Source organism: Gilliamella sp. Pra-s52 (genome assembly GCF_009795805.1).
Classification (GTDB): domain Bacteria; phylum Pseudomonadota; class Gammaproteobacteria; order Enterobacterales; family Orbaceae; genus Gilliamella.
On record NZ_WTEY01000005.1, the window covers coordinates 24,518 to 37,545 of the forward strand.

At 36.0% G+C, this 13,028-nt stretch carries 11 protein-coding genes; 5 read left to right on the forward strand and 6 right to left on the reverse strand.

Annotated features, from left to right (window positions below; genetic code table 11):
* Window positions 1–20 precede the first annotated feature (20 nt).
* Complete coding sequence (locus GQ594_RS05530) at window positions 21–1,025, reverse strand: LacI family DNA-binding transcriptional regulator (RefSeq protein WP_160411793.1); 1,005 nt, start codon at window positions 1,023–1,025, stop codon at window positions 21–23.
* A gap of 200 nt (window positions 1,026–1,225) precedes the next feature.
* Here GQ594_RS05530 and GQ594_RS05535 point away from each other — a divergent pair, with 200 nt between their 5' ends.
* Both GQ594_RS05535 and cysE read left to right on the forward strand, forming a co-directional pair.
* Window positions 1,226–2,470, forward strand: a complete 1,245-nt coding sequence (locus GQ594_RS05535; RefSeq protein WP_160411792.1) for an oligosaccharide MFS transporter — start codon at window positions 1,226–1,228, stop codon at window positions 2,468–2,470.
* 182 nt (window positions 2,471–2,652) lie between these two features.
* Window positions 2,653–3,414 carry a serine O-acetyltransferase gene (gene cysE / locus GQ594_RS05540; protein WP_160400742.1) on the forward strand — a complete coding sequence of 254 codons (762 nt, stop codon included), beginning with the start codon at window positions 2,653–2,655 and terminating at the stop codon, window positions 3,412–3,414.
* A 78-nt stretch (window positions 3,415–3,492) separates the two neighbouring features.
* Here cysE and GQ594_RS05545 read toward each other — a convergent pair whose 3' ends face one another.
* Genes GQ594_RS05545 through recN form a run of 5 tightly spaced genes read right to left on the reverse strand, consistent with a single transcriptional unit; the run spans window position 3,493 to window position 8,372 of the window.
* Window positions 3,493–4,344, reverse strand: coding sequence for a mechanosensitive ion channel domain-containing protein (locus GQ594_RS05545; protein WP_160411791.1), 852 nt, complete (start codon window positions 4,342–4,344; stop codon window positions 3,493–3,495).
* Window positions 4,345–4,403: 59 nt separating this feature from the next.
* The gene (gene slmA, locus GQ594_RS05550) at window positions 4,404–4,997 is read right to left on the reverse strand and encodes a nucleoid occlusion factor SlmA (protein WP_160411790.1); all 594 of its coding nucleotides are present in this window, start codon (window positions 4,995–4,997) and stop codon (window positions 4,404–4,406) included.
* Entirely contained in the window at window positions 4,994–5,452 is a 459-nt protein-coding gene (dut, locus tag GQ594_RS05555) for a dUTP diphosphatase (protein ID WP_034909576.1), read from the reverse strand. The genes slmA and dut overlap by 4 nt, the downstream gene beginning before the upstream one ends.
* A complete protein-coding gene (coaBC, locus tag GQ594_RS05560; RefSeq protein WP_160411789.1) occupies window positions 5,436–6,662 on the reverse strand; it encodes a bifunctional phosphopantothenoylcysteine decarboxylase/phosphopantothenate--cysteine ligase CoaBC in 1,227 nt (408 codons plus the stop codon). The genes dut and coaBC overlap by 17 nt, the downstream gene beginning before the upstream one ends.
* Before the next feature lie 48 nt (window positions 6,663–6,710).
* The gene (gene recN / locus GQ594_RS05565) at window positions 6,711–8,372 is read right to left on the reverse strand and encodes a DNA repair protein RecN (protein ID WP_160411788.1); all 1,662 of its coding nucleotides are present in this window, start codon (window positions 8,370–8,372) and stop codon (window positions 6,711–6,713) included.
* A gap of 257 nt (window positions 8,373–8,629) precedes the next feature.
* Between recN and GQ594_RS12355 the strand changes: the two genes are divergently transcribed.
* The 3 genes from GQ594_RS12355 (at window position 8,630) to metE (ending at window position 12,952) form a co-directional block, all read left to right on the forward strand.
* Window positions 8,630–9,739 carry a restriction endonuclease gene (locus tag GQ594_RS12355; RefSeq protein ID WP_160400743.1) on the forward strand — a complete coding sequence of 370 codons (1,110 nt, stop codon included), beginning with the start codon at window positions 8,630–8,632 and terminating at the stop codon, window positions 9,737–9,739.
* Between the two features lie 210 nt (window positions 9,740–9,949).
* Entirely contained in the window at window positions 9,950–10,504 is a 555-nt protein-coding gene (locus GQ594_RS05575; protein WP_160411787.1) for a YagU family protein, read from the forward strand.
* Between the two features lie 174 nt (window positions 10,505–10,678).
* A complete protein-coding gene (gene metE / locus GQ594_RS05580; protein ID WP_160411786.1) occupies window positions 10,679–12,952 on the forward strand; it encodes a 5-methyltetrahydropteroyltriglutamate--homocysteine S-methyltransferase in 2,274 nt (757 codons plus the stop codon).
* Window positions 12,953–13,028 lie beyond the last annotated feature (76 nt).

A 13,028-nucleotide genomic window follows, 5' to 3' on the forward strand; every position in this document is an offset into this window, starting at 1 on the left:
TTAGTTTTTGCTTGTTTGAATTATAAAGATTTCCTTTCTAAATAAGGTGATGCCACATGTACTATCTCTTTTTGGGTTTGTTTGGTAATTATATGTAAGGCCGCTTGTTTACCAATTTCATAATGGGGAAGTTGGACGGTCGTTAGTGGCGGGTAAAATAGCTCACCAGTACCCACCATATTATCATAACCTAATACAGCGATATCCGATGGAATGTGAAGACCTTGACCAAGTAAAAATTGATAAGCTACAAAAGCAATGCGGTCGTTTCCACAAATTAGCACATCAAAATCAAGTGTTTTATTACAATGTTGTTTCAATATATCAACCGTCATCATATATTCTTGCTTAATATTACTTGGTAAATAAGTTATATGATAACTTTTTAAATCTTTTATGTTTTTTCCTGCATCTTGCCATGCTTGTTCGGCTGCTCTACGTCTAGTACTACCTGCCAAGGTTTTATCTGATAGGTAGATACATAAAGGTTTTTTATAACCTTTTTGAATTACTTGTTGCATAGCATGATATTGACCTAAATAGTCGTCTGGTATATAACAAGGTAATTTTTCAGAATTACTAATACAATTAGCTAATACTAGATTTTTTTTAAGTAATTTTTTAGGTAGATCAACTTTTCGTAACCCCATCGTTGTATAAATAATTCCATCGGGTCTATATGATAATAGCGTGTTAATTGCATGATCGGCGTGTTTATCATCAAACAAATTTACAATAAAAGTATTCCAACCATATTGTTGAGCGGTTTTCTCAATCGCTTGTAGTAATTCAACCGAAAAAGGTGTCATTGCTGTTTCTAAGGCTAGCACCCCAATAGCACGAGGTCCTGAATTATCACCTCTAATTTTTCGAGCTGACAAGTCGGGAACATAATTAAGCTGATCAATGGCTTGCTTGACTCGATTATAAGTTTCTTTGTTTAATTTGCTGGGATCATTTATTGCCCTAGATACTGTCATTAAAGATACTGATGCCAGTTTTGCAACATCCTTTAGTGAAGCCATATATAAATCCTTTTTACTTGCAAATATAGACGATTAACGATTAATAATAACTCGATAAAATGATAACACAATGATAAATGATAAAAAATGTGAGATAAGTAGCAATTATGAGAATTGGTTATGTTTATTCCTTATTAAATATGCTCATAATGTTAACATTAACATGTTAACGTTAAAAAACTGAATATAGGGTAATAAATATGAATATAGTGAAAAACAGAAATTATTGGTTCTCATCTGGTTACCTTTTTACATTTTATGCCGCATGGTCGTTGTGGTGGTCTTTTTATGCCATTTGGTTAAAAAGTAAAATTGGCTTATCGGGTGAGCAGTTAGGTATTGTTTATGCGGCCAATTCTGCTGCTGCCATGTTTTTTATGATTTTTTATGGCATTATTCAAGATAAACTACAAACAGGTAAAGCAGTTGTTACTTTTCAAAGTATCGTTATGATACTTATTGGTCCATTTTTAATTTATGTATATGAACCTTTATTGCAAAATAATTTTATTTGGGGAGTTTGTATTGGTGCACCAGTTTTAAGTGCCAGCTTTATTTCAGGTAGCGCTTTGATTGACTCTTTTATTGAACGTATTAGCCGATTATTTGGCTTTGAATTTGGTTCTGCTCGTTTTTGGGGATCATTTGGTTATGCTGCTGCAACATTTGTTGCGGGTAAGTTATTTGGTATTGATCCTCATATTAATTTTTGGATGGCGTCGGTTGTTGCGGCTGTCTTTTTTACTATTAATATTGTATTTAAACCAAAACACTATCAAACATTATCGAGTAAAAATAACAATACCATTTTAACAGAAAAAACAACGACCATTCCAACAATGGGCGAAATCTTTTCTTTGTTTGGATTACAAAGATTTTGGTTGTTTGTGTTGTTTGTTATTGGTACCTACAGTTTTTACACTATCTATGATCAGCAATTATTTCCTAATTTTTATACTAGCTTTTTTGACAAACCAGAAGATGGTTATGAAGTTTATGGCTATTTAAATTCTTTCCAAGTCTTTTTAGAAGCAACTTGTATGATTATTGCTCCTTATTTTATTAACAAAATGGGGGCTAAAAAATCGTTATTAGTTGCTGCACTAGTCATGATTTGCCGAATTACATTATCTGCAACATTAGATAATATTTATTTAATTTCGTTAGTAAAACTATTTCATGCGATTGAAATTCCCTTATTTATTTTGGCAATGTTTAAATATATTGTAGGTAATTTTGATGCCCGATTATCTGCTACACTTTACTTAGTCGGTTTTAATATTTCATCAAATCTTGGTGTTATTGTGTTGTCATGGTTGGTGGGTAAATTATTTGATAATACAGGATATGCAACAACATTTTATGTGCTTGCAGGCGTTGTTTTACTTACTTCGATAATAGCAATATTTACTTTAAGTGACGAGAAAAAGGTAAAGCAACAATAGTTTTAAATTAGCACTAATAATTACAAAAATGGGAACATATTGTTTCCATTTTTCTTTTTTATCAATATTAAATAAATACAATTCTTGCTTCTAAGGAAAGTTTGCGAAACAATGTTAGCAATTTTAGTTATTGTGTATAGGGACTTGTAGTGAACGATAAAAAAATAGTTGTAAACCCCGAAATGTTATGGCAAACCATTCGGCAAGAAGCCTTTGAATTAGTGGAAAGCGAGCCAATGCTAGCAAGTTATTTCCATGCAACTTTACTTAATCATGAAGATCTGGGTAGTGCTTTAAGCTATATTTTAGCTAATAAACTGGTCTCTCAGGTTATGCCCGCTATTGAAATTCGTGAAATTGCTAGGCAGGCTTATCAAGCAGACGAGACTATTATTCAATCCGCTATATGCGATATCATAGCTGTTTATATTCGTGATCCTGCCACTAATTATTATTCAACCCCTGTTCTTTATTACAAGGGCTTTTTGTCTTTGCAGGCTTATCGAATTGCTCATTGGCTTTGGAAACAAAACCGTAAATCATTGGCCATTTTTTTGCAAAGCCAAATTGCGATAGTATTTGGCGTGGATATTCATCCAGCGGCAAAAATTGGTTGCGGTGTGATGTTTGATCACGCAACGGGGATTGTGATTGGTGAAACGGTCGTAATTGAGAATGATGTTTCTATTTTGCAATCCGTTACATTAGGCGGTACGGGTAAAGAAAACGGCGATCGTCATCCTAAAATTCGAGAAGGGGTAATGATTGGCGCTCACTCAACAATTTTAGGTAATATCGAAATCGGTAAAGGTGCTAAAATTGGGGCGGGTTCTGTTGTGTTAGATCCTGTACCACAACATACCACCGTTGCAGGTGTGCCAGCCAAAGTGGTGGGTTGCCCTGATTGCGAAAAACCAGCGTTAAATATGGATCAAGATATTTAATTAAGATAAAAAATGCCGTTGATATTTATCGACGGCATTTTAAATAAGTGGCAATTTAATAAGGGATTATTTAATAAATTACGACTTATTGTTAACATTTACATCCATAGTTGGATATGGAATATTGATATTATTTTCCGTTAATCTATTTTTGATATTTTCAAGTAGCTCACCTTTTACTGCTCCGTAGTTTTCATTTAATGTCCAAACTAATACATTAAAATTCATTGAAGAAGCATCTAAAACATCTAATCGAATAGTTGACTCTTTGGTTGTTAATATATTTTTTGTGTTATCAACTGCTTGTTTTAACACTTGGTAAACAGTTTGAATATCAGAATCATATCCAACATTAACCACCAAATCTAAACGTCTTTCAGGCAATCGTGTGTAGTTTACAATATTAGAATTGACGACTTGACTGTTAGGTATCACAACAAGTTCGTTGGTGGATGTGATTATGGATGTTGAAAAAATTTGTATTGAATCAACCACACCTTGCTGGCTATTAATCACAACTGTTTCGCCTACTTTAAATGGGCGGAAAATAATTAAAATAACCCCTGCTGCAAAGTTGGATAGAGAGCCTTGCAATGCCAAACCAACTGCTAATCCTGCCGCACCAATAATAGCGACAATCGATGCGGTTTGTACACCTAATTGGCCTAAAACTGCCACCAATGTCATAACAAGGATGGCATAATACGATAAGGCACTGACAAATTTAACCACAGTCGGGTCAACATGGCGGTTTGATAATATGCGTTTTAATTGGTTGCTAATAAACCGAGCGATAGCTCTACCAATAATCAAAATAAGAATAGCAAAGCAAAAATGGGCAATATAACTAAATACAACCCCATCATATCTTTTGATAAAATAAATGATATGATTTAAAAAGAGTTCAAAATTTGTATTATTATTACTCATAATATTATCCTCAGTAATCGGTAGCTGATATTTCTGTCAACGTGTTTTATCGACATGAACTAAATCAGTTGTTTAGCTAATAAAGCCCAACGTGTATCAAAATCAGTTGTTGGTAGATGTTTAAAACCTGAACGAGAATAACGCGCCATCATTCCTTCGCAAAAAGCCAATAATTGGCTAGATAAAATACGCTCATCAGTACTGAACGCAACGCCTTCACGAATTTTACGCTCACGTAAAACTTGCTTAATTTGTGTTTCAATCCGTTCAAATAGTTGGCTAATGCGTTCTTGTAATTGATCTTGTTCAAACATTAATGCGTGCCCAGTCATAATTCGAGTTAATCCTGGGTTTTTTTCAGAAAAACCTAATATCAAAGCAAGAATAAGTTGTAAGCGAGTATATGTTTTTGGCTCATCTTGCATAATGACATTAATTCGAGACAACAAGATATCTTCAATATAGACAATTAAGCTTTCAAACATTTTGGTTTTGCTAGGAAAATGTCGATAAAGCGCTGCCTCAGAAACCCCAACCGTTGCCGCTAATTTAGCTGTCGTAATGCGTTGTGTACCTTCATTGGATTCAAGCATTTTGGCTAATGCCTGTAATATGTCTTCTTTCCGATTTTTATTTTTGTTTGTCACAATCATTTTTTACCCGAATGCCCAAATCCACCTTCACCTCGTGCTGACTCAACAAATTCATCAACAATGTTAAATTCAGCTTGTACAACCGGAACAATGATTAGTTGGGCAATTCGATCGCCTGCTTCAATCACAAAAGGGGTTTGACTTCGGTTCCAAACCGGCACAAACAATTGACCTTGATAATCCGAATCAATCAAACCAACCAAATTACCAAGTACAATACCATTTTTTGAACCAAGCCCTGAACGAGGTAATACCAATGCCGCTAAACTAGGATCGGCAATGTGCATTGATAAACCTGTTGGCGTTAAGATGGTTTCGCCTGGTTTGATTTCGGTTGTTTTATCAAACATTGCGCGCAAATCAATCCCTGCTGAGCCTTCAGTTGCATAAGTAGGTAGCGGGAATTCATTTCCTAAACGTTTGTCTAATACTTTTATATCAATTTTTCTTTTCATCGTGACTCGCTTTATATCGTTTTATAACTGCTTCAAGTAATTGTGTTGCTAATTGTTGTTTGTTGCTTAATGGTAACGTTTGCTCACCATTTTGCCAATATAGCGTTAATGCATTTTGATCAGAATTAAAGCCGATGCTTTTGTCTGATACATCATTAGCGCAAATTAAATCTAGATTTTTTGTCGTTAATTTTTTTAGTGCATAAGCTTTAACATCATTGGTTTCAGCAGCAAACCCTACGACAAAAGGACGATGTGTTTTTAATGCGGCAACACTTGCAACAATGTCGGGATTTTTTACTAGTTCAATCACAAGTTCATCGTTATCGCCCGTTTTTTTGATTTTTTGCGTCGCAATTGTTTTAGCATGATAGTCAGCAACGGCGGCACAAGAAATAAAAATCGTCGATTTTTGGGCATGCTCCAATGCTTGGTCATACATCTGCCTAGCGCTTTTAACATCAATTCGGTTAACATTATTTGGTGTATCTAAATGAACCGGACCACTGATTAAGGTGACCGTTGCACCCATTTGCGCCGCAGCATTTGCAATTGCAAAACCCATTTTACCCGAACTGTAATTACTAATATAACGGACAGGATCGATTTCTTCAATTGTTGGTCCTGCAGTAATCGTTATCGATATACCTGAAAGTACCGCAGTGGTTGAAAAATACTGTTTAATATTTTCAACGATTGTTTCAGGCTCTAACATTCTCCCCGGCCCAATATCACCACAGGCTTGAAAGCCACTGTCAGGCCCTAAAATTAAGGTGTTTCTTGATGCTAATACTGATAAGTTATGTTGCGTCGCCGCCGCTTTATACATTTGTTGATTCATTGCTGGCGCAATGACAACTGGCGACGGCGTTGCTAAGCAAACTGTTGATAATAAATCATCGGCAATGCCGTTAGCTATTTTGGCAATAATATTGGCTGTAGCTGGGGCAATAAGGACTAAATCGGCCCATTTGGCCAGTTCAATATGGCTCATAGACAGCTCGGCAGATGGATCAAATAAATCACTCGATACCGAATTGCCCGAAACCGCTTGTAATGTCATTTTAGTAACAAAATGGCTAGCTGAATCGGTCAAAACAACACGCACTTGTGCGCCACATTTTTTTAAATGACGAACCAGATCAGGGCATTTATAAGCAGCAATGCCGCCAGTAATTCCTAATAAGATACGTTTACCTGTTAGACTCATAAGCCAGCTTCCTACCTAAAATGAAAGCGTTATATTACCACAATTCGGTTAGATAATAAGTAGCTCTTTCGCATTGGCTAATGTTGCATCAGTAATTTTGTCGCCCCCTAATAACCGAGCAAGTTCGTTTAAACGACCTGTATTATCTAGCTTTTGCATATCGGTTGATGTCTGCTTGCCGTTGGTTTGTTTGCTAACAAAATAGTGCTGATTTGCTTGTCCTGCAACTTGTGGTAAGTGGGTTACTGTAATCACTTGCGTTGATTCACCCAGTTGCCTTAATAGCTGACCGACTTTAGCGGCTGTTGGTCCACTAATACCAACATCAATTTCATCAAAAATTAAAGCTGGCGTATCCATTTTTTGAGCAGTTAACACCTGAATTGCCAAAGCAATACGCGACAGCTCACCACCTGAAGCCACTTTTGCAAGTGGTTGTGCGCTTTGCCCTGCATTGGTGCTGACTAAAAATGTTACCTGATCGGCGCCGTCTTCATTTAATCGGTTGTCATCAAAAGCAACATCGATACTAAATTGACCATTCGGCATGGATAAGTCGTGCATGATAGTGGTCACTTTTTTGGCTAGTGTTTTACTTATTGTTAATCTTTTTTGATGTAATTTTGTGGCAATTTCAACAGCGGTTTGATGATATTTGGTAATATTGGCTTTCAGTTGTTCGCTTTGCTCATCTTGCTGATTAATTTGTTTAAATTCAGCTAACAAAGTTTGATGCAAATTTGGCAATTCTTCGGGCGAGACATGATGTTTACGTGCCAAAGCAATCTGTTTAGATAACCGCTGTTCAAGTTGCATAACTCGAGCAGGATCAAGCTCTAAACGTTCACTATAGTGACGAAGCTCATCGCTTGCTTCTTTAATTTGGATCGATGCGTCTTCCAACATGTTATAAACATTATTTAACGTAGGATCGAGCGAGGTTAGTTCTTGAACACTATTTTTTACACTGTTTAGCAAATTGCTGATGTTATAGTCGTCTGCCTCGTCTAACAACATAACAGATTGCTGACTTAAATGAATTAGCTGTTCACTGTTAGATAACCGTTTGTATTCTTCATCAATTTGTTGATATTCCCCCTCAATGGGCGAAAACTCATTGAGTTCTTTCAATTGATATTGCAAAAGCTGCATATGCGCATCACGCTCTTGCCGTGTTGTTTCATATTGCTGATAAGCTCGTGTTGCCTCTTTCCATTGCTTATAGGCTTGATGCATTTGGGCAAGTAGTGTTGGCTCATTCATATAATGATTTAACAACAACTGCTGATAATCACTGCGTAACAGGCGCTGATGTTCATGTTGCCCATGAATCTGAATCAACATTTGCCCCAAATCTTTTAATTGCGAAATAGGAACAGCACGGCCATTAATAAACGCTTTAGAGCGACCATCTTGATTAATTACTCGTCGCAAAATACACTCATTGCCCTCATCAAGTTGATTTTCGCGTAACCAAGCAAAAGCCGCAGGCGTATCATCAAGCACAAAACAAGCCGAAATATCCACACGTTCAGCACCATGCCGAATAGATGAAGCATCAGAACGATTTCCTAAACATAATCCCAATGCATCAATAGCAATCGACTTCCCTGCGCCCGTTTCACCCGTAATCGCCGTCATCCCCAAAGAAAAATCCACAAGCAACCGATCGACGATAGCAAAATTATTAATAGTTAGTTGAGTTATCATAATAAATTAATAAATAAGGCTAGTTGTAATGTTAGCAGTATAGCAGTAAAAATACTGTAAATAAATACAGGTTTTTGGTTTTTGTTTATGAGACTTATTTTTTGTTATAAAATCAGTTAACTTTTAGATTAATTAAAAAGAGTTATTATTTAATTAATTATTTTTAATATGTTAACTTATCACAAAAGCATAAGGTATCAGCTGTGAAATATAAAACAATAACGCCACTATTTCCAACATATGCAAAAACTATTGCAATGATTAAAGCCGTGTCTGGTTACAGTAAAAAGTCTGTACATGGGATGATTAGCGATATTCGTGGCCAGTCAGGAACTCCACAGAACCCAGTCGATTGGTCAGAACCTGATAGTTGGATTGGTGAACGACTAAGTGGTGAATATGCTGAAATAGCAAATAAAATATGGATACAGGATAATCATGTGTTAAATCCTCGTCATAGCTATGGTGCTTATATGTTTATAAATAATAACGCTCTAATGACTGTCGATATACAAGGTTATTGGCAACCTTCACCAAAAGGACAAGCTTTTTTAAAGGGAGATAAAGACGTTTGGCTAGAGCTGGATGATTCGGAAGGTGTATTGCAATTATTAGAATTGTTAAGCGTTAGAGGACAAGCTAAAAATGGAGATTTATTACCTGAATGGATGACTTATTTACGTCAAAATTCTAAATGGAATAGTGAACAAGCATGTAAATCTACGTTATATGCTCGCCTTGTAAATTTAGTCGATCGTAAACTCTTAAAACGCGAAGGGATTATTTATCACATAACAGATAGTGGTCGAAAATGGTTAGACACAACACCACAAGCAAAACTCAGTGATCCGTTAGACGAAATTATGGATTCTATTGTTCGTTATAATGAGCAACAAAAAAAATTATTATCAGAACAGTTACAGAATATGAATCCATATCATTTTGAAGCACTGATTGGTCAATTATTACAAGCGATGGGCTATGAAGATGTGAACGTGACAAAAGCATCTGGTGATAAAGGAATTGATGTTATTGGTAATGTGCAAGTGGGGATTACGAGAATTACCGAAGTCGTTCAGGTAAAGCGTATGCAAAATTCTGTTAATCGCCCATTGATTGATCAGCTAAGAGGAGCTTTACCTTATCATAAAGCCATTCGAGGCACATTAATCACAACCGGGAAATTTTCATCTGGTTGTGCCGAAGCAGCTAATTATCCAGGCGCAGCCCCAATTACGTTAATTGATGGCTCTCGATTAATTGAATTACTTATTGAAAATGGAGTAGGTATTAAACGGAATCACTCTTTAGAATTACTTAGTATTGATATGTCAGTATTTGAAGAACAGATTGAAGATTTAAATTAAAAAGTTAGTTGCCTATATAGAATATATTTTGTTAATCAATTGCTTTATTTTAAACGAAAATAGAAAATACTCCTGAAAACTAGCTACCCCAAAAGCGGTGTAAACCGCTCTATAAATAATTACCACCAACCCCACTTATTCCTCTTTTATCCCAAATTACACAGGAGTATAATCTGAACACATATCTATCATAACAACGGGAACCTAAATATGTTTGGAAATAAAATAAATCGTCAAGTTATCATTTGGACAACAATCATTGGCGGATTTTTCAGTTCATTAGTAAAATGGGGTTCAGAAGTTAATATGCCTCCACGAGTACCGGGTGAAATTTCACCGCCAGCGGCACATATTGATGCATGGCTGGGTTGGCTTGGGATTGATTCTCATTCGCTCGATTACCTTTATCAAGGTGCAAGTGTTTTAGGTGCGGTGACGCTTTACCACTGGTTATTCAGTTTTGCTTTTGCCTTTGTTTATGTGGCTGGTGCATATTATTGGAATAAAATCCGCCTATGGTATGGGGCATTTTATGGCATCATTATTACGGTTGTGATGCATGGCTTTTTAATCCCATTGCTTGGTTTTCGTCACCCTGCTTATGATGCCGAAGGCACAGTTGGTTGGTTATGGAATTTAAATGGTTATGAGCTTTGGAGCGAAATTTTAGGTCATATTTATTGGGGAGCATCGATCGAAGTCTGTATGATTGCGGTACTTGCCCACTTTTCAAGACCTATTCATGGTGAATGGCGTCAAAAATGATTTAAAGTTATAGAATTAATAATAAATCCTACTATTTAACGATAGTGGGATTTTTTATTTTATTTGGTATAAAAAAAAACTATATCAACCAATAAAAAACAAGAATTATTCAATATCTATTTTTTTTGTTATCTTCTTTATCACTAAAGAAAAACGATAAAAAGGAAATAAAAAATGAATACTGCTGTTATTGGATACCCTCGAGTTGGTAAACTTCGTGAACTTAAATTTGCAACAGAAGCCTATTTTAAAGGCAATAAAACACAAGCTGAATTATTAAACGAAGCTAAAGCGTTACGAGCTGAACATTTACAACAACAAGCATCACAAAAAATCGCGTTTATTTCATCTAATGATTTTTCATTTTATGATGCGGTATTAGATACAGCATGTTTACTTAATGTCATTCCACAACGTTATCAAGATCTTGGTTTGCCTGAACTTGACCGCTATTTTGCTATGGCACGTGGTTATCAAGGCGAAAAAGGCGATGTTCGTGCACTTGCAATGAAAAAATGGTTCAACACTAATTACCACTATTTAGTGCCTGAGATTGAAGATTCAGTACAAATCAAATTAGCGGGCTCTAAACCATTTGATGAATATCAAGAAGCCAAAGCACTTGGCATTCAAACCAAACCAGTTGTTGTTGGGCCATTAACATTTTTTAAATTAGCGCAGTATTTAGGTAAAAAACAGCTTGGTGATTTTAAAGCCGATATTATTAAAGCTTATCAAGACATCATCCAAAAATTTACCGCACTGGGTGCTGAGTGGATCCAAATTGACGAGCCAATTTTAGTGACGGATCTAAATAAAGACGATATCGCTTTATTTACGGAGCTTTATCAAGCCATTTTATCGGTAAAAGGACAAACTAAGATTGTTTTACAAACTTATTTTGGTGATGTGCGTGATTGTTATAAAGAACTTATCGCATTACCTTTTGATGGTATTGGACTTGATTTTGTTGAAGGTAAACAGTCATTAACTTTGCTTGAAAATAATGGTTTCCCTGCTGATAAAGTGTTATTTGCTGGTGTGGTTAATGGCAAAAATATTTGGAAAAACAATTACCAAAAAACCTTAGCATTGCTAAGCAAAATCAAACAAAAAACCACAAATATTGTGATCAATACTTCATGCTCATTATTGCATGTGCCTTATACTTTACAAAATGAGACCAAATTAACCATTCAACAACGTGCTTATTTTGCTTTTGCTCAAGAAAAGCTACAAGAACTTGCTGAACTCGGTCAGTTATTTAAAGAAGCAAACGCTGAAAATAATGCCACTTATAAAGCTAACCAAACATTATTTACTCGTGAACGCGAAGGCGCAAACCAAGCGGTACGCCAAAAAGTGGCCGCGTTAAAAGATTCAGACTTTACTCGTTTACCTGAATTTTCCGTGCGTGAAGCAGCGCAGAAAAAGGCCTTTAATTTACCACTATTACCAACCACTACGATTGGATCATTCCCACAAACGCCTGACGTACGTTTAAATCGTGCTAAATTCAAAAAAGGCGAAATTTGCTTAAATGAATATACTGAATTTAATAAACAAAAAATTGCGCAGTGTATTAAATTACAAGAAGAAATTGGTATTGATGTTTTAGTTCATGGTGAATTTGAACGTAATGACATGGTCGAATATTTTGGTGAAAGCTTAAATGGCTTTGTCTTTACCGAAAAAGCATGGGTACAATCTTATGGCACACGTTGCGTTAAGCCACCGATTGTTTGGGGTGATATTTCACGCTCTAAACCAATTACCGTTGAATATTCAAAATATGCACAAAGTCTGACTGATAAACCCGTAAAAGGCATGTTAACAGGTCCTGTGACTATTCTAAATTGGTCATTCCCACGGGAAGATATTTCACAAAAAGAATCAGTATTCCAAATTGGATTGGCTATTGGTGACGAAGTGTTAGATCTTGAAGCCGCAGGCATTAAAGTTATTCAAATTGACGAAGCCGCATTGAAAGAAAAACTACCACTGCGTAAAGCCGACTGGAACAGTGAATACCTTGATTGGGCGATCCCTGCATTTAGATTGGTACACAGCAAAGTGCAAGCTGATACGCAAATTCACACCCATATGTGTTATAGCGAATTTGCTGACATTATAAAAGATATTGATGCAATGGACGCCGATGTTATTTCGTTCGAGGCTTCTCGCTCTAATTTGCAGTTGATTGACGTACTAAATGCAAACAACTTTAAAACCGAAGTGGGGCCAGGGGTTTACGACATCCATTCACCACGCGTACCACCCGTAGCCGAAATCAAAGCAACGATTGAAAAGTTACTGGCGAAGATTGATAACCAAAAATTATGGATCAATCCAGACTGTGGCTTAAAAACGCGTGGCGAAAAAGAAGTCGTTGAAAGCTTGCAACACCTTGTTCAAGCTACTTTAGAAGTTAGAAAAACACTGAATTAGGCACTGTTTTTACAAAGTTGTTGTGCTTTTTTATAAAGACATTGAACTTTGCCTAGCTTTACACTTCCGCCGCCTA

Coding starts and splice junctions, on each gene's coding strand:
- coaBC (WP_160411789.1), bottom strand. CDS start 6,662: ATGAGTCTAACAGGTAAACGTATCTTATTAGGAATTACTGGCGGCATT.
- metE (WP_160411786.1), top strand. CDS start 10,679: ATGAATACTGCTGTTATTGGATACCCTCGAGTTGGTAAACTTCGTGAA.
- recN (WP_160411788.1), bottom strand. CDS start 8,372: ATGATAACTCAACTAACTATTAATAATTTTGCTATCGTCGATCGGTTG.
- GQ594_RS05530 (WP_160411793.1), bottom strand. CDS start 1,025: ATGGCTTCACTAAAGGATGTTGCAAAACTGGCATCAGTATCTTTAATG.
- GQ594_RS12355 (WP_160400743.1), top strand. CDS start 8,630: ATGATTAAAGCCGTGTCTGGTTACAGTAAAAAGTCTGTACATGGGATG.
- GQ594_RS05535 (WP_160411792.1), top strand. CDS start 1,226: ATGAATATAGTGAAAAACAGAAATTATTGGTTCTCATCTGGTTACCTT.
- slmA (WP_160411790.1), bottom strand. CDS start 4,997: ATGATTGTGACAAACAAAAATAAAAATCGGAAAGAAGACATATTACAG.
- cysE (WP_160400742.1), top strand. CDS start 2,653: ATGTTATGGCAAACCATTCGGCAAGAAGCCTTTGAATTAGTGGAAAGC.
- dut (WP_034909576.1), bottom strand. CDS start 5,452: ATGAAAAGAAAAATTGATATAAAAGTATTAGACAAACGTTTAGGAAAT.
- GQ594_RS05575 (WP_160411787.1), top strand. CDS start 9,950: ATGTTTGGAAATAAAATAAATCGTCAAGTTATCATTTGGACAACAATC.
- GQ594_RS05545 (WP_160411791.1), bottom strand. CDS start 4,344: ATGAGTAATAATAATACAAATTTTGAACTCTTTTTAAATCATATCATT.